The 21,486-nt window shown below is 72.5% G+C and carries 17 protein-coding genes, 1 pseudogene and 1 riboswitch; of the genes and pseudogenes, 8 read left to right on the top strand and 10 right to left on the bottom strand.

Annotated elements, in window-relative coordinates; genetic code table 11:
* Positions 1 to 1,245: an RNA polymerase sigma factor gene (locus tag ACBJ32_RS09705; protein ID WP_375126437.1), complete on the bottom strand. Its 1,245-nt coding sequence runs from the start codon at positions 1,243 to 1,245 to the stop codon at positions 1 to 3.
* A gap of 90 nt (positions 1,246 to 1,335) precedes the next feature.
* Positions 1,336 to 1,776, bottom strand: coding sequence for a YciI family protein (locus ACBJ32_RS09700; RefSeq protein WP_375126436.1), 441 nt, complete (start codon positions 1,774 to 1,776; stop codon positions 1,336 to 1,338).
* 327 nt (positions 1,777 to 2,103) lie between these two features.
* Between ACBJ32_RS09700 and ACBJ32_RS09695 the strand changes: the two genes are divergently transcribed.
* Both ACBJ32_RS09695 and ACBJ32_RS09690 read left to right on the top strand, forming a co-directional pair.
* Positions 2,104 to 6,828 carry a hypothetical protein gene (locus tag ACBJ32_RS09695; protein ID WP_375126435.1) on the top strand — a complete coding sequence of 1,575 codons (4,725 nt, stop codon included), beginning with the start codon at positions 2,104 to 2,106 and terminating at the stop codon, positions 6,826 to 6,828.
* Between the two features lie 9 nt (positions 6,829 to 6,837).
* Entirely contained in the window at positions 6,838 to 7,371 is a 534-nt protein-coding gene (locus ACBJ32_RS09690; RefSeq protein ID WP_375126434.1) for a FixH family protein, read from the top strand.
* Positions 7,372 to 7,422: 51 nt separating this feature from the next.
* On the opposite strand, the gene ACBJ32_RS09685 is transcribed toward ACBJ32_RS09690, so the two are convergent.
* Positions 7,423 to 8,055, bottom strand: a complete 633-nt coding sequence (locus ACBJ32_RS09685) for a response regulator transcription factor (protein ID WP_357866589.1) — start codon at positions 8,053 to 8,055, stop codon at positions 7,423 to 7,425.
* Here ACBJ32_RS09685 and ACBJ32_RS09680 point away from each other — a divergent pair.
* From ACBJ32_RS09680 to ACBJ32_RS09670, 3 genes are all read left to right on the top strand, one after another.
* On the top strand, positions 8,024 to 8,650 hold the full coding sequence (locus ACBJ32_RS09680) for an RNA polymerase sigma factor (RefSeq protein ID WP_375126433.1): 627 nt from the start codon (positions 8,024 to 8,026) through the stop codon (positions 8,648 to 8,650). The two genes, ACBJ32_RS09685 and ACBJ32_RS09680, sit on opposite strands and share 32 nt — an antisense overlap.
* A 490-nt stretch (positions 8,651 to 9,140) precedes the next feature.
* Positions 9,141 to 10,826 (top strand): ATP-binding cassette domain-containing protein, encoded by a 1,686-nt coding sequence (locus ACBJ32_RS09675; protein ID WP_375126432.1) that lies wholly within the window; start codon positions 9,141 to 9,143, stop codon positions 10,824 to 10,826.
* Positions 10,823 to 12,838: an ATP-binding cassette domain-containing protein gene (locus ACBJ32_RS09670; protein ID WP_375126431.1), complete on the top strand. Its 2,016-nt coding sequence runs from the start codon at positions 10,823 to 10,825 to the stop codon at positions 12,836 to 12,838. The genes ACBJ32_RS09675 and ACBJ32_RS09670 overlap by 4 nt, the downstream gene beginning before the upstream one ends.
* A gap of 68 nt (positions 12,839 to 12,906) precedes the next feature.
* Here ACBJ32_RS09670 and ACBJ32_RS09665 read toward each other — a convergent pair whose 3' ends face one another.
* Positions 12,907 to 13,464 (bottom strand): CGNR zinc finger domain-containing protein, encoded by a 558-nt coding sequence (locus tag ACBJ32_RS09665; RefSeq protein ID WP_375126430.1) that lies wholly within the window; start codon positions 13,462 to 13,464, stop codon positions 12,907 to 12,909.
* 85 nt (positions 13,465 to 13,549) lie between these two features.
* Between ACBJ32_RS09665 and ACBJ32_RS09660 the strand changes: the two genes are divergently transcribed.
* Entirely contained in the window at positions 13,550 to 14,443 is an 894-nt protein-coding gene (locus tag ACBJ32_RS09660) for an alpha/beta fold hydrolase (protein WP_375126429.1), read from the top strand.
* 8 nt (positions 14,444 to 14,451) lie between these two features.
* Here the strand turns inward: ACBJ32_RS09660 and ACBJ32_RS09655 are convergent, their stop codons facing one another.
* From ACBJ32_RS09655 to ACBJ32_RS09635, 5 genes and pseudogenes are all read right to left on the bottom strand, one after another.
* Positions 14,452 to 14,964, bottom strand: coding sequence for a hypothetical protein (locus tag ACBJ32_RS09655; protein WP_375126945.1), 513 nt, complete (start codon positions 14,962 to 14,964; stop codon positions 14,452 to 14,454).
* A pseudogene (locus ACBJ32_RS09650) lies at positions 14,960 to 15,049 on the bottom strand (hypothetical protein); the annotation flags it as partial. The gene ACBJ32_RS09655 and the pseudogene ACBJ32_RS09650, both read right to left, overlap by 5 nt.
* Positions 15,050 to 15,208: 159 nt before the next feature.
* Positions 15,209 to 15,919, bottom strand: a complete 711-nt coding sequence (locus ACBJ32_RS09645) for a CHAP domain-containing protein (protein WP_375126428.1) — start codon at positions 15,917 to 15,919, stop codon at positions 15,209 to 15,211.
* Between the two features lie 12 nt (positions 15,920 to 15,931).
* Positions 15,932 to 16,068, bottom strand: a riboswitch (cyclic di-AMP (ydaO/yuaA leader).
* Positions 16,069 to 16,185: 117 nt separating this feature from the next.
* Positions 16,186 to 17,139 carry a Gfo/Idh/MocA family oxidoreductase gene (locus tag ACBJ32_RS09640; RefSeq protein WP_357866610.1) on the bottom strand — a complete coding sequence of 318 codons (954 nt, stop codon included), beginning with the start codon at positions 17,137 to 17,139 and terminating at the stop codon, positions 16,186 to 16,188.
* Positions 17,140 to 17,226: 87 nt separating this feature from the next.
* Positions 17,227 to 18,048, bottom strand: a complete 822-nt coding sequence (locus ACBJ32_RS09635; RefSeq protein ID WP_357866613.1) for an aldo/keto reductase — start codon at positions 18,046 to 18,048, stop codon at positions 17,227 to 17,229.
* A gap of 98 nt (positions 18,049 to 18,146) precedes the next feature.
* Here ACBJ32_RS09635 and ACBJ32_RS09630 point away from each other — a divergent pair, with 98 nt between their 5' ends.
* Together ACBJ32_RS09630 and ACBJ32_RS09625 are read left to right on the top strand one after the other, a co-directional pair.
* A complete protein-coding gene (locus ACBJ32_RS09630) occupies positions 18,147 to 19,091 on the top strand; it encodes a hypothetical protein (RefSeq protein WP_357866615.1) in 945 nt (314 codons plus the stop codon).
* Between the two features lie 2 nt (positions 19,092 to 19,093).
* Complete coding sequence (locus ACBJ32_RS09625; protein ID WP_375126944.1) at positions 19,094 to 20,260, top strand: DUF6716 putative glycosyltransferase; 1,167 nt, start codon at positions 19,094 to 19,096, stop codon at positions 20,258 to 20,260.
* On the opposite strand, the gene ACBJ32_RS09620 is transcribed toward ACBJ32_RS09625, so the two are convergent.
* Entirely contained in the window at positions 20,244 to 21,485 is a 1,242-nt protein-coding gene (locus ACBJ32_RS09620; protein ID WP_375126427.1) for a polysialyltransferase family glycosyltransferase, read from the bottom strand. The two genes, ACBJ32_RS09625 and ACBJ32_RS09620, sit on opposite strands and share 17 nt — an antisense overlap.
* Position 21,486: the final 1 nt, after the last annotated feature.

Genomic DNA, 21,486 nt, shown 5'->3' with positions numbered 1-21,486 from the left:
TCACCCGGTGCGGCAGGCGGCGGCGCGCTCCTCCAGCAGCGCGCGCTCGCGGGCGTTGCGCGTCATCCCCGCCGCCCGCTCGAACTCCGCCCGCGCCTCGTCCACCCGGCCCAGCTTGAACAGCAGGTCGCCCCGTACGCTGGGCAGCAGGTGGTAGCCCCGGAGCGACGGCTCGGCCACGATCTGGTCCAGCAGCTCCAGCCCCGCCGCCGGGCCGTAGGCCATCGACAGGGCCACCGCCCGGTTGAGCTCCACGACGGGCGAGCGGGACATCCTGGCCAGCGCCTCGTAGAGCCCGGCGATCCGCGCCCAGTCGGTGTCCCCGGGGGTGAGGGCGCGGGCGTGGCAGGCGGCGATGGCGGCCTGCAGCGTGTACGGGCCCGGCGCGCCGGACAGCTCCTCGGCGCGGTCGAGCGCGGCCAGGCCGCGGCCGATGAGCAGGCGGTCCCAGCGGGCCCGGTTCTGCTCCAGCAGGAGGATCGGCTCGCCCGACGGGCCCACGCGGGCGGCCGAGCGCGAGGCCTGGATCTCCATCAGCGCGACCAGGCCGTGTACCTCGGGCTCCTTGGGCATCAGGCCGGCCAGCACGCGGCCCAGCCGCAGCGCGTCCTCGCACAATCCGGGGCGCATCCAGTCGTCGCCGGCCGTGGCCGAGTAACCCTCGTTGAAGATCAGGTAGATGACCTCCAGCACCGACGACAGGCGCCCGGCCAGCTCGGCCCCCTGCGGCACCTCGAACGGGACGCGCTTGTCGGCCAGCGTGCGCTTGGCCCGCACGATGCGCTGGGCCACCGTGGACTCCGGGACCAGGAACGCCCGCGCGATCTCGTCGGTGGTCAGGCCGCCGAGCACGCGCAGCGTCAGCGCCACCCTGGCCTCCATCGACAGCGCGGGGTGACAGGCGGTGAACACCAGCCGCAGCAGGTCGTCCTCGATCTCGTCGACCTCGGGCAGCTCCTCCTCCAGGTCGAGGCGGTGGCCGAGCTCGACGAGGTTGCGCTGGAGGCGTTCGTTCCTGCGGATGAGGTCGATGGCGCGGCGCTTGGAGACCGTCATCAGCCACGCGCCCGGGTTGCGCGGCACGCCCGACTCCGGCCACTGCTCCAGGGCGGCGACCAGCGCGTCCTGCGCCAGCTCCTCGGCCAGGCCGACGTCGCGCACGAGCCCGGCGAGCCCGGCGATGAGCCGGGCCGCCTCGATCCGCCATACCGCCTCGATGGCACGGTGGGTGTCTGAAGCCGTCACCGGGCCATGAGACCAGTGGGGCGCGCGCCCACGCAACCCGGGCGGGCACGCCTGGTCAGCCGCCCGGGTCGCCGGTGAAGCGCAGGCGGGTCAGGCGTCCGAGTCGTCCACGCCGAGGCGCTCGCGCAGGGCCTCCTCGCGGGCGCGCTCCTGCGGCGGCAGCGTGTCGTCCGGCACGTCCGCGGCGTCGAACACCCGCCACACGTCCAGCCCGACCCCGTCGTGCCCCGGCGGCACGGGCACCCGCAGGGCCCACTCGATGGCCTCCTCCCGCGACTTGACCTGGACCAGCCAGAATCCGGCGATCAGCTCCTTGGCCTCGGTGAAGGGCCCGTCGATCACGCTCGCCCTGCCGCCGCTGTAGGCGATCTGCGCGCCGTACGAGCTGGGGTAGAGCCCCTCGCCCGCCAGCAGCACCCCGGCCTTGGCCAGCGACTCGTTGTAGGCGTGCATGTTGTCGACCAGCTCCTGGCTGGGCAGCACCCCGGCCTCGGTCTCGGCGCTCGCCTTGCCCACGATCATGAACTTCATCGGTGTCGTGTCTCCTTCGGTTCGTACCGGCTCTCACCGATGCGTCGGACAACTGTGGCGCGGATCGACACGCCCCGGAAAACCGGCCGCGATGCCGCCCAGAACGTACTGGAGTGCCGCCCTCGGCGGCCACCCGGCCCCGGCGCCCCGTGACCGATCCGGCTCGCCGCGGTGGTCCCGCCCGGTCACCCCGGCCGAACGGGCGGGCCGTCTTGTGGACCTGGAGGGTCAGGTTGCGCCCGCGTCGTTGCCCGCGTCCCGCCGCGCGGGCGGTACTGGGGGCGGCCCTCACGCCCAGTCCCCTGCACCCCTCAGCGAAAGGAGCGCATGGTGGGTTCCCATGCGGTGGCCGACCTGTCCACGGTCGGCTTGGCGGGAATCGCCCTCGCCGTGGTGCTCATCAGGATCGGACGCCGCGGCATCGGGCTGCGTCTGCTCCTGGGAGCGGTGGCCACGGCGTGGCTGATCGCGGTCGGAGGGGGGATGTGGAGCTTCAGCACGGCGCTGGCCGAACGGGCCCCCGCCGCCGCGGCGGCCGATCCCTGCACGTCGAGCGCCCCGGTCAGGACGTTCGACGTGTCCCTGATCAACATCCCGCTCTTCCTCAACCGCTTCGGTGACGTCGTCCCCGAAGGACGCATGTACGTCCTGGACGAGAACATCGCCGCCGTACGGTCCACGTTCAAGAAGGCCGCCGACCCGTTCGCCCAGCGTGACCTCGTCGAACCGCTCACCCTGCGGGTCAACAAGGGCGACTGCGTGGCGGTCAACTTCACCAACAGGCTGCACGAGCCCGCCCCCGACCTGGAGTTCGACCCCGGCGAGTCGGTCTTCACGCTGCCGGGCGAGACACTCGTCGCCACCCCGGGCGCGGTCACCACGGCCAAGCGCCAGTTCGCCCCGTCCAAGTCGGCGCGCAAGGTGCAGTTCGACACCTCGAAGGCGCCGCACGCCTCGATGCACTTCGACGGGCTGACCTACGACGTGACCACCTCGGACGGCACGGCCGTCGGCAACAACGCGGCGTCCACGGCCGCGCCGGGCACGTCGGTGGCCTACCGGCTGTTCGCCGGCGTGGAGGGGGAGTTCCAGTTCAAGGACGGCGCCGACATGAGCTCGCACCAGACCGGCGCGGGCAACTTCATCGGCTCGCACGCCTTCGGCGCCTTCGGCGCGATCATGGTGGAGCCGCCGGGCGCCTCCTGGATCGACTCCTCGACCGGTCAGCCGCTCAAGTCCGGCACCCGGGCCGTCATCCAGAACCCGAACGGCAAGGACTTCCGCGAGCAGGTCGTGTTCATGCACGACGAGGTGGAGGCGCAGCCGGGCATCCTGACGCGGCTGTGCCGCGACGAGGAAGGGGAGAGCGGGAGCTGCGTCGAGCCGACCGCGGCGGAGCTGGCCAAGCTGAAGGCCGGCACGCTGCCGGACCTGTCGGGCGGCGACGCCGACGCGCTCGTGCAGGGCGAGGTGCCCGTGAAGCTGGAGTGGTTCGCGTTCAACTACCGCGCCGAGCCGGGGTTCAACCGGGAGGAGGTGGGCTGCCCCGCCGCCACCCGGGCCGCGCAGGGGTTCAACGCCGCCGAGTGCATCGGCGAGGAGACGAGCCTGTCGTCCTGGCCGTTCGGCGATCCGGGCGGCGGCGACCTGGTCTTCCCGAGCTACCGGGGCGAGCCGACGCAGTTCCGGCTGATCCATCCGGCCGAGTTCGAGACGCACACGTTCCACCAGCACGTCAACCGGTGGCCGTTCGACCCCAGGGACGAGGGCGGCCTCGACGAGATCAGCAAGGCCACGCACCACATCGCGGTCACCAACGCGCTGGACGTGCAGGCGGTCAGCCCAGGCTCGCACTACTCGCTGATCATGGAGGGCGGCGCGGGCAGCGCCCACGACGGCAAGCCGGCGACCTTCGGCGACATCATCTTCCACTGCCATCTGTATCCGCACTTCGCCAACGGCATGTGGGGGCTGAACCGCACGTTCGACAAGCTCGAGGACGGCACCCGCCGCAACCCCGACACCACGCAGATCCCCCGGCTCATCCCGCTCGCCGACCATCCGGCGCCGCCGGCGCCCACGGCGGACGAGCCGGGATTCCCGCACTTCATCCCGGGCAAGTTCGGCTTCAAGGGGCCGAAGGCGCCGCTGTCGGTCGCCGAGCGGAAGACCGGCGCCGCGTTCCCGCCCACCGCGGCCGAGATCCGCGCCGCCGACGACCGCGGTCAGGTGCCCGGCGGGTTCTTCCAGGACCCGTGCCCGGCCGCGCGCTCCGACGGCAAGCCGATCCCGGTCAAGACGTTCCACGTCTCGGCCATCCAGCTCAAACAGAGCTACACCGGTGGCGCCCTCAACTGGAACAACCCGCAGAGCCGCATCTACGTCGGTGGCACGACCTCGGCCGAACGGGACGCCAAGGTCACCGCGATCAGGAACGGCGAGAAACCGGAGCCCTTCTCACCACTGCTCAACGTGGGTGACTGCGTCGTCTACCACCTGCGCAACGACCTGCCGGCCGATTTCGGCGGCACGGTGTTCGACCGCCGGCAGATCACCAACGAGGTCGGCATCCACCAGCACATGGTCCAGTTCGACGTGCTGTCCTCCGACGGCGCGGCCAACGGCTGGAACTACGACCAGGGCGCCGACGCCGCCGCCCCCAACAAGGAGTACACCTACAGGGACTTCGTCCACGCCGACACGGCGACGAACTCCTTCCACGACCACTTCTTCCCCAACGTGCACCAGGACAACGGCCTGTTCGGCGGGGCCACCATCCATCCGCCCGGCTGCACGTTCCACGACTCGGAGTCGGGCGCGCAGGTCAGCATCGGCACCATCGTCGACGTGCGGTGCACCCCCACGACCGACTACCACGGCAAGCCCACCGATGGGGAGTCCTACCGGAACTTCTCGCTCTTCATCGAGGACCACGTGCCGATGTTCAAATCCCCCGATGCGAGCGACCCCAACGACGACCGGTTCGTCACCCCGGAAGGCGTGCCGATCTTCCCGGCCAAGTTCCCCTCCAGCGCCGACGACCAGGGCGTGATGGGCATCAACTACCGTCTTGAGCCGTTCGAGCGCTGGCGTGCCTTCGACCCGGCGGGCATGTTCCGGGCGGAGAGCCTGCCCAACACCCCGATCCCCCGGGCGTACGAGGGCGACAAGGTCAAGTGGCGGCTGTTCCAGCTCTCGCAGGAGGAATCCCACGGGTTCAACCTGGACAGGTTCCGGTGGAGACACGAGCCCAACGACCCGCAGTCCCCCCTGGTGCAGGCGCAGCACATCGGCATGCTGGAGTACTTCGAGATGCGCCTGGACATGGGCTACGAGCTGCCCAGCCCGATGGATCCGTTCTTCGTACGCTCCTACCTCTACAACTACGGCGGCGCCGACGACTGGTTCCTGGGCACCTGGGGGATCCTGGAGGTGCGCGGGTGCAACGGCGCCCAGTCCTACACCGGCAGGCTCCAGCTCCTGCCCGGCAGCGACCCGCCGCCCTGCGCCAATCCCGGCCCCGTCCGGGTCGATGGGCAGGCGGCCAGGCTACCGGCGGTCGGCGAGAACAACCCCTGCCCGCAGGCCTCCGACGGCACTATCACGGCGCCGATCAAGAGGTACACCGTGGTCGCCTTCAACCACGACATCACCTACAACAAGGCCGGTGACCACGATCCGCGCGGCGCGATGTACGCGCTGGAGGAGGACGTCGCGGCCGTCAAGGCCGGCACCAGGAAGCCGGAGCCGCTGGTCATCCGGGCGAACGCCGGCGACTGCATCGAGATCACCCTGAAGAACCAGCTCGACCGGGCCAAGATGCAGCCCCACTGCTTCGAGGGGACGGAGCCCGGCCAGCTCGGCTTCCGCGACCCGTCCCAGGGCGGCTTCGCGCTGCCGGGGTGCCTGGACCAGCCGCCCAGGAACGAGCACAACGTGCCCGGCTTCAAACCGATGCCGGTCAGCGCAAAGGTCGGCCTGCGACCGGCCATGGTCGATTACCACGTCCAGGGCGCGGGGTCCAACGTCGGCTGGAACTCCCCGGACACGCTCGTGGACGTGGGCCAGTCGCGCCTGCTGCGCTGGTACGCGCCGGAGGAGGACGGCGCGACGGGCCTCGGGGTGCTCCAGGACTACGCCGACCCGCTCGGCCACGGCCACCGCGGCCTGTTCGGCGGCCTGGTGATCGAGCCGAAGGGATCGACGTACAAGGACCCGAGGACCGGCGCCGACCTGAAGAGCGGCGTGGACGCCGTGATCGTGGACCCCAGCGGCAAGGACTTCCGCGAGCACGTCATCCTCATGAACAGCGACCTGTCGCTGTTCCGCAAGGACACCAACGGCAACGTCGCCGACGACCAGCCGGTGCCCGACAACGTCGACCTGGCCCTCACCCCGAGCCGCGAGGCCGACGACCCCGAGGACCAGGGCGAGTTCGCGATCAACTACAGCAACGAGCCGTGGAGCCACCGGTACGCCGCCCACCAGGATCTGGCGAAGATCTTCTCCAGCACGGTGCACGGCGACCCGGCGACCCCGCTGTTCCGGGCCTACCCCAAGGACCCGGTACGGCTGCGAGTGGCGCAGGTGGTCGGCGACCCCCGCTCGACGGGCTTCGCCCTGCACGGGCACACCTGGCGCCGCTCCCCGGACGATCCGCAGTCGCAGATCGCGGCCTTCCAGGGCCAGTTCAACCCGGGCGTGGCCTACAACATCCACCTCGATCCCGCCGTGACGGGCGGCGCCGGCGGTCCCGCCGGCATCCCGGGCGACTACCTGTACCGCTCGGGGACGCTGGCCCGCCACCTCACGGGCGGGCAGTGGGGCATCCTCCGCGTCCTCGGCGCCAAGCAGCCGGACCTCATCGAGCTGCCGGACCATCCGTTCGGCACGGCGCCCGGCAGGGCGGCGGAGGGGACGGCGGGCGCCGACGGCACGGCGGGTGCGAACGGCACCGCCGGGACCAACGGCGCCGCCGGGGCAACGGCACGGCGGATGCGGATGGGCACGGCGGGTGCGGACGGCAGGGCCACGCGATCGCGAGCAGAGTAGGAGCGCCCGATGGCGATGACGAAGACGACGAAGCGGGCCCGGCCCGCCAGGCCGGACCCGGCCGGGCAGACCCGCACCCGCGCGTTCCGCGTCGGCTTCCTGGTCGGCGCCGGTTCGGGGCTGACGGTGGCCACGCTGATCGCGGCGCTGGCGTTCGCTGTGACGGACCCGGTCCCCGCCGCCCCGCCTCCCGCCGGAGCCGGGCCGAGTCCGGCCGCCTCCGCGCCGGCGGGCGTCCCGGCCGTGCACGTCGCCGCCCGCCACCTCGGTGATCTCAAGGTCAGGGTGGAGGCCCAGGTCAGCACCAGGACCTACGACCCGATCGGGCGCGCGAGCGTGGCCATGTACGCCGACATGGTCGCGATGCCGATGGCCCATCGCACGGGGCCGATCACGATGACCGAGGTGCCGGGGAAGACCGGCTGGTACGCGGCCGAGGTGGCGGTGCCGATGGTCGGCGAGTACGACATCCAGGTGACCGTGCGGCGCCCGATTCCCGGGGAGGCGCACGCCAGGGTGGAGGTGGGTACGGAGCGGGGCTGACCCGCACGCCGCTCCCGGCACGGGCCGTGCCGGGAGCGGCCCCATCCGGTGTCAGAGGAGGCCGGCCTTGGCGGCCGCCAGCAGCGCGCCCGCCCTGTCGGTGGCGTCGAGCTTGGTCAGGATCGGCTTGAGGTTGCGCTTCAGCGTCGACTGGCTGATCGCGAGCTGCCGGGCGATCTCGTCGTTGCGCATGCCCCGCGCGACCAGCCGCAGGATCCTCAGCTCGTGCGCGGTCAGTTCGGGCGCGGCCCCGCCGGGCTCACGGAAGACCAGGCCGGAGGCGACCCCGTCCATCACGACGTCGCCGGCGCCGATCACCTTGAGCCCGCGTAACAGGCCCCGCGGGTCGGCCTCGCCGGAGAAGAGCCCGCTCACCCCCAGCCGCATCACCTCCCGCGCGCCGCCCGGGTCGATGACGCCCACCACCAGCACGATCTTCACCGTCGGCACCGTCTCCCGCAGCCGCCGGACGACCTTGATCAGCATCGGGTGCAGCGAACGCACGTCGAGCAGCGCGATGTCCGGAACGCGCGCCTCCACCGCACGGCGGTACTCGTCGAGCCGGCGCACCACGGTGAGCACGCGCAGATCCGAGGAGATCTCCCGCAGGAGTCCCCCGAACGCCACTGCCTGAAGCAGCGATCCCTCCACCATGACGACGACACGGGTCAGCTCGTCATGCAATGCCCGTTCTCCACTCGTCTGCCCCCAAGACGATGATTCTGTACGGTCTGAAGTCGAGACTGACCCGGGAGAAGCCGTCCGTCAACCCCGCCTGTCACATCCCGATAGAGCCGGACATCTACCCTCATGTGAGATTTTCGGATCAGAAGGAAGACGACGTGGGAGCAGCCGACGGCGGCGCTTCGAGGAGCTCTACACGGAGCACTACGGGGCCGTCTCCGCCTACGTCCACCGGCGCACCGACCGCTCCGACGACACCGCCGACGTCATCGCGGAGACGTTCACGACGGTCTGGCGGCGGCTCGGCGACGTGCCGCGCGGCGATCAGGCCAGGCCCTGGCTGTACGGCGTGGCCAGGCGCGTCCTGGCCAACCACCGGCGCGGCGAGTCCCGCAGGACGGCCCTGGCCCAGCGCCTGCGCGACGAGCTCGCCGCCTGGCAGGCCCCCACCCCCCGACCAGGTGCCGCACGAGGTGCGGGAGGCGTTCTCCCGCCTGTCGGATGCCGCCAGGAAGCTGGGCTGCGCGTGATCGGGCGCACCGGGCCGCCTGCCCGTGGCCCCTCCGGCGCCCGGCCTCGGGGCGCCCTCAGATGAGATCTACAATGTAAAGGCGGCCGGCCGGCATCGCGTCCGTGATCAGTGGCCGGCAGCCGGCGGTGGTCAGGATGAACAGCCGTCCGGCCGGATCGGACAGTCGCACGGCTGTCCGGCCAGGTCGGACAGGCGCACGGCTGTCCGGCCAGGTCGGACAGGCGCACGGCCGTCCTGGCGGCGAGCGGGTCGCCGGCCGGCGGCACGCCGGCCATGTCGTGCGTGCTGAGGTGCGCGGTGTGCAGGCCGGCGGACACCTTCCCAGGAGGTGCGGTACGCCGGGCGGTTCGCCGCGGAGATGCCGAACACGCGGCTGGTGCGCATCCCGGGGGGCGGGTCACATCCCCATGGAGAACGACCCCGGCCGTGGCGCCGGCCAGATTGTTCCGCGACTGAGAGCAGCTTGTCCGATGTGATCACATTGGTTTGACCTGTGCGGGGGAGCCGGGTTACGGTCGCGTGCATGGCAGGCCGATGTGGTCACATTGGATTGATGGCTTTGCTGCCGCTCGCCGGGGTGCGGCGGGTGGTGCCGTTCGCGGTGCTCGTGGCGGGTGCGGCGGTGCTGGGCCCGCTCAGCACCGTCCCGCTCGGCCTGCTGACCTCCGGCGGCGGGCTCGTTCCGCTGGCCGGGTTACTGGGGGTGCTGCTCGCGCAGGAGCTCTGCACGGCGTTGCGCGAACCGGCCGGAGCCGCGATGGCCCGCCGCATCGACGGGGTGCTGCGGGAGCGCGTCCGCGCCGCGACGGTAGCCATGCCGCTGGAGCGCCTGGAGAGCCCGCGGGTGCAGGCCGACGTGCGGCTGGCGCTCCACGGGCACCGGGGCCGGACGGCGGGGTCGGCGGCGGTGGCCGCGGCGGGCGAGCTGGGCCGGCTGGCCTCGGCGGCGCTGGGCGCGGTCGTCCTGTCGGTGCACGTGTGGTGGCTGGGAGGAGCCGCGCTCGTGCTCGCGCTGGCCCAGAACCGGCGCATCGAGGCCATGCTGGTCGGTCCCGGGGGAGTGGAGTCGCTGGCCGACAGCCCGGATCAGGCGCGGCGCCGGCGGCGGGCCGACTACCTGGCCGGGGTGGCGGGCGGGCCGGGTGGCGCCGCCAAGGAGATCCGCGTCTTCGGGCTGGAGTCGTTCTTCGTCGGGCGTTACGTGACGGCGATGCGCGCCTACCTCGCCCCGCAGGCGCGCGGGCGGCGGGCCGTGGTCAGGGGGTACGGATGGGTGCTGGGGACGCAGGCGGTCGCCGCGTGCGGCACGTTCGCCGTGCTGGGCCGGCAGGCCGGGGAGGGGTGGCTGGAGGCGGGGGCGCTGGCGCAGTGCGTGGTGGCCGCCCTGCTGGTCTTCGCGTACGGGGCGGGCGGCCACCAGATGTTCGACATCGCCCACGGCGCCGAGCCGTTCCGCGCCGTCACCCGCCTCCTGGAGCCTGTGCCCGCTCCGCCGCCTCCCGGGCGCGGCGGCATCGAGCTCACCGGCGTGACCTTCGCCTACCCCGACGCCTCCGGCCCCGTCCTGGACGGCCTGGACCTGCGGGTGCGGCCGGGGGAGCGGCTGGCGATCGTCGGCCGCAACGGCGCCGGCAAGACCACCCTGGCCAAGCTGCTCACCGGCCTCTACACCCCGCGGCTCGGCACCGCCGCCACGGGCCCGGCGGCCGTGGTGTTCCAGGACTTCGTGCGTTACCCGCTCCCGCTGCGTGACAACATCCGCCTCGGGGACCCGGCGTTCGAGGGGACGGACGCCGACGTGCTCGCGGCGCTGGAGGCGGTCGACGCCCTCGACCTGCTGGACGTCCTTCCTGAGGGCCTCGGCACGCCGCTGTCGCGCGCCTTCACCGGCGGCAGCGACCTGTCGGGCGGTCAGTGGCAGAAGGTGGCCCTGGCGCGGGCCGTGTACGCCATGAACGCGGGCCGCCACCGCGCCCTGATCGTGGACGAGCCCACCGCCCACCTGGACGCCCGCGCCGAGCGGGAGGTCTTCGAGCGGCTCCTGGACGGCACCCGGGGGCGCACCCTGGTGCTCATCTCGCATCGCTTCGCCACGGTCCGGCGGGCCGACCGGATCGTGGTCCTGGAGGGCGGCGCGATCATCGAGCAGGGCAGCCACATCGAGCTGATGAGCGCCGGCGGGCACTACGCGCGCTGGTACCGCCTCCAGGCGGACCTGATCGCCAGGGACGACCGATGACCGGCGCCCCGGAGGGCGCGCGGCGGCCCCCCGATCCGGCCCGGGAGCCCGGCGGAGGATCGTGGGGCACCCTGCGTACCTTGCTGCTCCTGGCCTGGCGGACGGACCCGCGGGCCGGGCTCGTCCTGGCCGCGTTCCTCCTGTCGGGCGCGGTCAGCCACGGCCTGGTGGGCGTCTTCCTGCGGGAGCTGACCGACACCGCCACCGCCGGCCGTCCGGTCCAGGCGGCGCTGTGGGCGCTGGCGGCGGGAGGCGCGCTGGCGGCGGGCGTCGCGCTGGGGCGGGCCGAGCTGGCCCTGATGCAGGAGCTGGCCGAGCGGATGGGCGTGGCCGTCCAGGAGGAGATCCTCACGCTCACCTCCGGCGTCCCCACGGTCGAGCACCTGGAGCGCCCGGCCTACCTCGACCGGTTGCAGACCCTGCGCGAGGAGAGCATGCAGCTCTACTTCGCGGTGTGGGCGCTGGCACTGGTGGCGGAGCACGCGGTGCAGATCGGGCTGGGCGTGGCGCTGATGGCCGCCGTGCATCCGCTGCTGCCGCTCGTGCTCGGGAGCGCCGTCCTGCCGTCGCTGCTCGTACGGGGCCGCGCCGCACGCCATCTCGACGCCGCCGCCGAACGCACCGCCGAGACCACCCGGCTGGAGCAGCAGCTTTCGGAGACGGTCACGGGCGCGGAGCCCGCCAAGGAGGTCCGCCTCAGCGCAGCCGCGTCCGCCCTGGACGGGATGGCCGTCCGGCGCTGGGAGGAGGTGTCGGCCGTCCAGACGCGGGCCGGGATCCGGGCGGGGCTGCTCACCTTCGCCGGCTCGGCCACGTTCCTGGCCGGGTACGTCGGCGCGCTCGGCCACACCGCCTGGCTGGCGCGGCAGGGGGCGGCCACGGCGGGGGACATCGTGCTGGTGGCCACGGTCGGCGTGCAGTTCGTCACGCAGGCGTCGCGGCTCGCGTTCCACGCCGGCTCGGTCGCGGCGGGCCTGCGCGCCGCCGCCCGCCTGGCCTGGCTCCGCGACTACGCCCGCCTGGCCTGGCTCCGCGACTACGCCCGCCTGGCCTGGCTCCGCGACTACGCCCGCCTGGCCTGGCTCCGCGACTACGCCCGCCTGGCCTGGCTCCGCGACTACGCCCGCCTGGCCCGGCCTCGCGGCTGCGCCCGCCTGGCTGTCCCGCACGAGAGCACCGGGCAGCCCCCGCCCGGCCGGAACGCCGATCACCGATCGCGCCTCCACACCCCGCCGGAGCGGCTCGCCGGCGGCATCACCCTGCGCCAGGTGTCCTTCACCTACCCCGGCACCAGCCGCCAGGTCCTGCACGACCTCGACCTGCACCTGCCCGCGGGCGCCACGGTCGCCCTGGTCGGATCGCACGGCTCGGGCAAGACCACCCTGGCCAAGCTCCTGTGCGCCCTCTACCACCCCGACCGGGGCGAGATCCTGGCGGACGGCGTCCCCCTCCACGTCCTGACACCCCGGGCGTGGCGGCAGCGCATCAGCGCCGTCTTCCAGGACCTGGCGCGCTTCGAGCTGGCCGCCGCCGAGACGGTCGGCGTGGGTGACCTGCCTCGCCTCGGCGACCGGCGCGCCGTGGCGGCGGCCCTGGCCAGCGCGGGCGCCACCGGCCTGGTCGCGGCCCTGCCCGACGGCCTGTCCACCGAGCTGGGCGACACCTTCGAGCGCGGCCACCGCCTGTCGGGTGGGCAGTGGCAGCAGCTCGCCCTGGCACGCGCCTCGATGCGCCGCTCCCCGCTCCTCCTCGTCCTGGACGAGCCCACGGCCTCGCTCGACGCGCCGGCGGAGAGCGCCGTCTTCGCCCGCTACGCCGAGGCCGCCCGCCGTCACCCCGGCGCCGTCACCCTCCTGATCACCCACCGCTTCCCCACGGTGCGGACGGCGGACCTGATCGTCGTCCTCGACGCCGGCCGCGTCGTCCAGCAGGGCACCCACGCCGACCTCGTCGCCCGTCCCGGCCCGTACGCCGACCTGTACACCATCCAGCGCGACGCGTTCACCACCTGAGCAGCCGCCCATTGCGGCCATCTGAGCGGCCACCTGAGCGGGCGTCAGAGCGGCCGTCCGGATGGTCGTCAGGCGGGCGGCTTGTGGCGCTGGTAGTGGCGGGCGACGCGGACCCGGTTCCCGCAGCGCGCGGCCGAGCACCAGCGGCGGCGCGGATGGGCGGGCAGGAACACCATCACGCAGTCGTCCGCCTCGCACTCGCGCACCCTGGTGACGGCCGGATCGGCCAGCAGCTCGGCGGCGGCCTCCGCCAGCCACGCCGCCAGCCGCTCCCCGGCCGAGCCGGTGACGCGGCGGCGGGCCGCGGTGACGGCCTGGCCGTTCCAGGACAGCTCGGTGACGGCGGGCGCGGCGCGCTGGGCGCGGTTGAGCGCTCCCAGATCGGCCGCCAGGGGCTCATCGCCGCGCCGTGCCCGGTCGAGGGCACGGGCGACATGCTCGCGGACCCGCCGCACGGCGATCACGTCGGCCTCGGTCAGGACCTCAGGCAGGGGGAGCCGGTCAGCCTGGAGCCGTAGCCAGGCCCGCAGCTCCGCGGGCGTGGTCAGCAGATCACCACCGGCCGTCCGGGTATTGACCAGGTCCAGAGCCAGCGGCTCCCCGGTCAGCGGACCGAGCTCACTCATACATCTAATGGTACATCCGCCTCTTGACCCATTAGACGCCCGGCCGCTATACCTAATGCATCAACTGCGCCAGAAGGAATTAGAAATGCTTGCCTCGATCGCCCGCGTCAGCCACCGCCACCTCGACGTCGACGGCGTCCGCGTCTTCTACCGCGAGTCGCACCCCGACCGTGCCGACGCCCCCGTGCTGCTGCTCCTGCACGGTTTCCCGTCCGCCTCGCACCAGTTCCGCCGCCTCATGGACACCCTCGGCGCCCGCTACCGGCTGATCGCCCCGGACTATCCCGGCTTCGGCCACACGCAGGCGCCGCCCGGCTTCACCTACAGCTTCGACCGGCTCGCCGACGTCACCGAAGGGTTCGTGCGGCGGCTCGGTCTGACACGCTTCGTGATGTACATGTTCGACTTCGGCGCGCCTGTCGGCTTCCGCCTGGCCGAGCGGCACCCGGAGTGGATCGCGGGGCTCGTGGTCCAGAACGGCAACGCCTACCGCGAGGGCCTGTCCGACGCGGCCCGCGACTTCGTCGCGCTGCGCCCCGAAACACCGGGCGCCGAGCGGACGATCCGCGACCTGCTCACCCTGGACGGCACCCGCGGCCAGTACGAGACCGGCGTCCCCGACCCCGCCGTGATCGCCCCGGACGGCTGGACGCTCGACCAGCACTTCCTCGACCTGCCGGGGCGCAAGGAGGCCCAGGTAGCGCTGGCCTTCGACTACCACTCCAACGTGGCGCGGTACGAGATCTGGCAGGCGTGGCTGCGCGCCCACACCCCGCCCACGCTCATCGCGTGGGGCCGCGACGACCCGTTCTTCCCCGAACCCGGCGCCCGTGCCTACCTGCGGGATGTGGCCGGCGCCGAGCTCCACCTGTTCCCCACCGGGCACTTCGCGCTGGAGACTCACCTGGCGGAGATCGCGCCGCTCATCGCCGCCTTCCTCGACCGGACGTGGGGCCGGTCGTCCGGTTCGCGTGGCTGAACGGCCCGTCAGCCCAGGTCCAGGCTGACCTCCCTGACGGAACCGTCGGGCCGGTAGGTGAACATCCTGGGCTCGCCCATCCGCGCAACGACGGCCTCGAACTCCGCGCGCCGCTCCTCCGGCGTCGGCCCGTCCGGGTCGATGACGGTGAAGCCGAGCAGCTCCACGGCCTCCGCGTCCACGTCGCGCCGGGCTCGACCGAGCCTTCGACGGTGAAGCCGAGCAGCTCGCGCAGCGCGTCCTCGCCCAGCTCCAGCGGGCAGCGGGTACGGGCCCTCGTCCGGCCGGCCGGGCGTGGACGGGACCGGATGTTCGCCGTTCCAGTAGGGCAGCTCGAACGGGTACGGCTCGCCGATGTCCTCGATGATGCCGTTGCCCGGGGACAGGCTGAGCGAGCGGACGAGGCGGCCGTCCTCCCAGACGGCGAAGGCGAGCCAGTCGACGACGCTGTGCATGGCGTGCAGCACGAGCCTGCGGCCCCTGCCCCGCCTCGACGAGGTGGGCGGGGAGCCGCGACGGATTGTCGATCATAAAGTGCGCGCAGCAGATGAGCTCGGCGCCGGGGAAGCTGGTGGCGTAGGCGAGGTCGCCGGTCTTGGCTCCCATGCGGGCTCCCGGGGGTGAGGGAAGCGGATGAAGAGGCAAGGTAGCGAGCCGGTCCGACAGAACCCCGGAACGCGACGAGCGCGCGTCCCCTCGGTGGGGACGCGCGCTCGTCGCGTCACATGGAAGGCAAAGAGCGATCTCTCGGCCTGGAACGTTCCGTCAGGAGGCGTACTGCGGGTAGCCGTAGCCGACGACCTGCGACTTCGGACGGATGCGCTCCTCGACCCGGCCGTTGCCGGTGTTGCCCTCGATCGTCGAGATGGTGCCGTTCTGGTTGTCCTTCACGACGAACCCGACGTGCTGGATGTCGCTCAGGCTCTTGCCGCCGTCCCAGGCGAAGAACACGACGGCGCCGGGCTTGGCGACGGTGCCCCAGCGGTCGTTGGCGGCGAACCACTTGGCGTGGGCGACGGTGTAGGCGTCCCAGCCGACCTGCGGGCGGGCGCCGGTCTGCTCGCCGACCCAGGAGACGAACATCGAGCACCAGGCGGCGTTCAGGTACGCGGCGCGGTTGCCGCCGTCGCGGGCGACGGTCTCGGCGGCGCGCTGGGAGCCGGCGTACCACTGCTGGAACTTGGTGCCGCCGCCGGCGGCGTTCTCCGAGGTGCCGACCTGAGCCCTGGCCATGGCCAGGACCTGGGCGGCAGTGACGTTGATCTTGGTCTCGGCGCGGTCGTCCGCCGCGCCGGCCTTGTGGGCGGCGATGGCGGTGTCAGGGTGCCTGGCGGCGGTGGCCGCGGCGACGCCCGTGGCGGTGTCGGCGTTGGCCGTCATGGCGTTGACGCCGAGGGCCGAGGCGATGACGGTGGCGCCGAGGGCGGCGCGGGCGATGTTGCTCTTCGAGACAGCGGTAATGCGGTGCTTGGCCATCGAGGGAGGTGCTCCTTGCTTCCATGCCGCTTACCGGGTTAGCTGACGGGCTCGGGCGTGGAAGCTGCCCTACGGCACCGGAGTGCCGATTCGCCCCAAAGACATGGGTCCCCGGTTCCGCCCTGAGGCGGATTCAGCGGTCGCAGGACGATCCTGCGATGTGTCGTGCGATGGTCTGACATAGCCGGACAAACCGGGCGTATGCCTCAAGATGCCCCATAAGGTAATACATGAGGCAAGAGGATTACAAATCCATAAAAGCCCAGCTAGGCAAACTGCCTGCGAGCGTCGGCCAGAAGCCCCAGCATGGCAAGGGATTCGTCAAGCGGCATGATCGAGGATTCGGTCCTGCCTTCGGCCGTGGCGGCGCGGACTTCGCGAAGCTCTCCGGCGTATCCGTTGTCCGCCGGATCGAGCACATGCTCTTCCGGCTCCATGGAGGGCCCGGTGAGAACGATCCGCTGCGGAGCCCAGAACGGCGCCTGGAGGTCCGCCCGCATCCGAGTACCTACAACACAGGCCGTGTTCGGGTAATTCCCGAGCAATGAGGTCGCCACGAGAGCGTGTCTGCCGCCGGGGTAGAGCAATACGCCGGCCGCCTCCGCATCCACCCCGCTCGGGGCCAGGGAGCCCGTGATGCGCAGGTCAGCGGGCATGCCCAGGAGGAGCTGGGCCAGCCCGAACGGGTAGATCCCCAGGTCGAGCAGGGCCCCGCCGCCCAGCTCCGGCGCCCACAGCCGGTGGGCCGGGTCGTAGGGCGCCGCGAAGCCGAACGACGCCTGCACCGAGCGCAGCTCGCCGAAGCGGGGATCGCCCGCGATGCGCTGGACCAGCGGGTTGAACCGCATCCACATGGCTTCCATGAGGAACACGCCCGCCTCGCGCGCCAGGCGCACCATCTTCTCCGCGTCGTCCACGGTGGCCGCCAGCGGCTTCTCGCAGAGCACGGCTTTACCTGCGGCGATGGCCAGCTCGGCGACCTGCAGGTGCTGCGCGTGCGGGGTGGCCACGTAGATCGCGTCCACCCCCGGGTCGGCGCACAGCTGCTCGTAGGAGCCGTACGCCGACTCGGCCTCCAGCGTGGCGGCCAGGGCCTGCGCCCGGGCCAGGCTCCGCGATCCGACGGCTGCCACCCGCATGCCGGGCTCGGCCGCGATGGCGGCCCCGACCGTACGCGCGATGCCGCCGGTCGCCGCAATTCCCCAAGTGAAATCTCGCACGCGGAGATGTTATAGGGGAGGTAAAGGAAGGGTTATGGGGGGATATGTCATTAATGGCGGGATGCCACAAATGTCACGCCAGTCACTTTACGTCATGTTGAACGTGTCGGGGTCCGGCCCGAGCCGCTGCCCCTTGTTCAGGGCGCCGATGGCCGACATGTCCTCGGTGTCGAGGATGAAATCGAACACGCCGATGTTCTCCTTGATCCGCGCGGGCGTGACGGACTTCGGGATCACCACGTTCCCGAGCTGCAGATGCCAGCGCAGCACGATCTGCGCGGGCGTCCTGCCGTACTTCTCCGACAGCACCGCCAGCGCCGGGTCCGACAGCAGCCCCTTGCCCTGCCCCAGCGGGCTCCAGGCCTCGGTCAGGATGCCGTTGGCCTCGTGGAAGGCCCGCATCTGGCGCTGCTGCAGGTACGGGTGGAGCTCGATCTGGTTGATGGAGGGCGTGATGCCGGTCTCGTCCATGAGCCGGGTGAGCGTGTCCACCGTGAAGTTGGAGACCCCGATGGCCCTGACCCGGCCGTCACGGTAGATCTTCTCCATCGCCTTCCACGCCTGCACGTACCTGTCCTGCTGCGGCACCGGCCAGTGGATCAGGAAGAGGTCTATGTGGTCCAGGCCCAGCCTGGCCAGGCTCTCGTCGAAGGCGGCCTCGGCGCGGCCGTGGTCGCCGTTCCACAGCTTCGTGGTCACGAACACCTTCTCGCGCGGCAGCCCGCTCCCGCGCACGGCCCGCCCCACGCCCTCCTCGTTGCCGTAGGCGGCGGCGGTGTCGACGTGCCGGTAGCCGGCCTGGAGTGCGGTGGCGACCGCCTGCTCGGCCTCCTCGGCCGGGACCTGCCAGACGCCGTACCCGAGCTGCGGGATCTGCACGCCGTCGGTGTTGAGCATGAGCGAATTCATACCCTCCATTGTTCACGCCGCGTTTCTGAGGGCTTAAGGCGGTGGGGCTAGCTTGAAGCGGTCGTTAACGCGCCATCACCCCGCTGGGAGGGCAACGAGTGGTCGAACAGGCGTCGGCCTGGGTGGAGTCCCCGCTCCAGATGCTGTGCGCCGTCGAGGCCCACCACGCCGGGCTTCTCGGCCCCGAGACGGCTGTCGTGCCCCGGGCGGGGCTGCGCCCGCTGAAGGCCACGCGCCGCGAGCTGCGCTCCCTGGGGCTGCCCGACGGGCTGGTGCTGGCCGAGCCGCGCGAGCGCATGCCCAGGCGCGTGCAGGCCGTCGGGGACGCCTTCTCCGGCAAGGTGCAGCTGCGCTGGCTCACCTCCATGCCGGGCCGCATCGTCATCGTCGACGACGGGCTGGCCACGCTGCGGCTGCTCGAACTGCTCGCCGCGGGCCCGTACCGGCCGCTGCTGCGCGCCCGCGCCAACCGCACCAGGCTGCGCGCCGCGCTCGGCCTGGCGGCGGCGCTGCGGCTGCGCCTGAGCAAGGTGTCCGTCTTCACCGCCCTGAGCGTGGACGACAAGCTGGAGGCGGCCGTCCGCCGGGCGGGCGTCGACCTCGTCCGCCACGACTTCGCCTGGCTGCGGGCCCAGCCGCCCAGCGCCGAGGGCCCCGCCGAACGCACGGTCGTGCTCGGCACCTCCCTAGTGCGCAACGGCCTCGTGCACCGCGACCACTACCTGCGCTGGCTGACCGACCTGGCCGCGCGCGAGCCGCTGGCGTACTACCCGCACCGCCGCGAGGACCCCGTGGACGTCGCCCTGATCCGGGAGCGCCCCGGCATCACCGTCCACGACGCCGGCGCGCCCGCCGAGCTGACGCTGCGCGGCCTGGACCCGGGCCAGCGCGTGCTCAGCCTTCCCTCGACCGCGATCACCTCGCTGCGGGTGCTGCTCAGCCCGCGCGGCGTCGCCGTCGAGCCCGTGGACGTTCCCGATGACTGGTGGACCAGCAGGGCGGCCCCCGCCCTGCGATCGCATTTGACCGGAGTGTCCAGTTGAAAGTGTTGGCGGTCGCCGACTCCGACTCGTATCTGAAATGGGCGGCCTGCCTGCTCGGTGACCTGCCTGCGGGCTGCGTGACGGAGCTGGCCGTGGTGCGCACGCCGATCGCCCCCTCGCCGGAGCAGATCGCCGCGGCGGTCAACGGCCGGGCGGGCGGCCCGCCGCCCGTGCTGTCCGCGCGGTCCGTGCGGCGGCTGGCCGAGCGGACCAGGCCCGACGTGATCGTCGTGGCCTGCACGGGCCCCGTGGTGGACGTGCTGGTGGCAGAGGTGCTGAACGACCTGCGGCCGCGGCCGGTGTTCGTCAGCGGGCTGCCCGGCATCTCGGTGCCGGCGACGGAGAAGGCGTGGCTGTTCCGCAGCGGCTGCGACCTGTTCGTGGTGCACAGCGAGCGGGAGGTGGCCGAGTTCTCCGAGATCGCCTCCAGGCTCGGCGGGGGAGGGGCGGTGGGCCTGGCCCGGCTGCCGTTCCTGCGGCCCGAGCCGGCCGCGCGGGGCGGCAACCGGGTGGTGTTCGCCACGCAGGCCAAGGTGCCGCGAGGGCGGGAGGAGCGCGAGCGCATCCTGCTGTCGCTGGCCGAGCTGGCCGCGCGCCGCCCCGACCTCGACGTGGTGGTCAAGCTGCGCGCGCTGGAGGACGAGCGGCAGACCCACAACGAGCGCTTCCACTACCAGCGGCTGTGGCGGGAGCTGGGTGAGCCGGGGCGGCTGGCGTTCGAGGCCGGTTCGATGCAGGACCAGCTCCAGCGGGCGGCCGGGTTCGTGACGGTGAGCTCGACGGCGGCGCTGGAGGCCATCGCGATGGGCGTGCCGTCGCTGGTGCTGCGCGACTTCGGCGTCAGCGCCGAGATGATCAACCTGGTGTTCGAGGGCAGCGACCTGCTGGGCACGCTGGAGGAGCTGGCGGCGGGCGAGTTCCGCGAGGCCTCCGGGGCCTGGTGCGCGGCCAACTACTTCCACCCGGCCGCGCGCAACGACTGGGCGGGGCTGCTGAGCGGGCTGGTCGTCTCCCGGCCGCGCGTGCCCGCCAGGTCGCTGCTCGACGGGCCGGAACACGCGGCGGGACGGCGCCGGGCCCGGCTCCGCGTGGAGGTGCCGCCCAAGATGTTGCGGGTGGGCTACCGGGCCAAGCGCCGCATGCGCCGCTACCTCAGATCGCTGACCTGATCTTCCTGCGGATCCTGGTGAACGCGCTGGGCTTGCCTCCCGAGACGAAGCCCAGCGTCTCCAGGCGCTTGCGCTTGAAGTAGCGCGGGTCGAAGTCGATGCTGTCCGGCCGCAGGCCGGGGTAGGTCTCGGCCTGCATGCAGTAGCCGACGGAACGCACGAGCGCCTGCAGGTCCGTGACCGGCGGGCGCTCGATGTGCCCCTCGGGCGACAGCCTGGGGAGCATGGCGTCGACGATGGTGGCCGGGATGCGGTTGCTGTTCTCGTACGGGGCCAGCCGCTCCAGCACCAGGTCCGTGCCGTACGAGGCCACCTGCAGCCCGAAGTAGCGCTGCGCGGTCACCAGCCCCGTGGAGAAGCAGCCCACCACCAGCTCGGGCCGCAGCGCCGCGAAGCACACCTCGGCGGGCACGCTCTCCCCGGCCACCGACAGCCGCACCCCCAGGGGCGCGGCGGCGGCGCGCAGGAGCTGGGCGTGCCGGCGGCCGGCGGCCGGGTGCGGCTTGAACACCACGTCGGTGCAGCCGCGGGCGACCAGGGCCCTGAGCATGGTCTCGTGCAGGCCGGCCTCCTCCTCCGGCGTGAGCAGCTCCAGCGCCGACAGGTACTGGCCGAGGATGATCGCCTGCCCGGCCATCATGTCGGGCGCCGTGGCGGTGACCTCGTGCACGATCGACAGGAACCGCTCGTCGGGCAGGATCTCGGGGGTGACGCCGTACTCGCTGAGCAGCAGCGGCTTCAGCCCCGGCACCAGGTCGAGGTGGATCAGCCGCTCGATGCGGCGGAAGATCTCCGCGGGCAGCGGGTCGCGGGTCGGGCCGTAGCTCATCAGGCCGTCGGAGTAGACCGAGATCGGGCAGTCGCGCACCAGGCCCGCGATCGTGCGCGCCGGAGGCACCGCGATCGACTCCAGCACCAGCTCCTCGACCCCGTCCAGCTGCCAGTGGGAGCGGATGAGGCGCTCCATCATCGGCACCTCGATGACGCGGGCCCGCCAGTCGGAGGGGTGCAGCGGCGCGATCAGCTCGTTCCACGAGTGCACCTCCTCGAAGCGGGAGCGCAGGGCGGCGAAGCCGGGCGTCCTGTCCAGCGGGGTCGCCACCTCGGGGATGGCCGCGTTGTTCGAGACGATCAGGACGCGGCGGCCGTCGCCGAAGCGGCCCTCGTCGATGGCGGCCGCGAGCGACATCGCCCCGAACAGCGTCGAGGCGTAGAAGACCTTCACC

Source organism: Nonomuraea sp. GTA35, assembly GCF_041950525.1.
In the GTDB taxonomy this organism is placed as follows: Bacteria; Actinomycetota; Actinomycetes; order Streptosporangiales; family Streptosporangiaceae; genus Nonomuraea.
The sequence above is the reverse complement of the archived record's forward strand: the minus strand, read 5'-3'. Positions and strand labels throughout refer to the sequence as shown.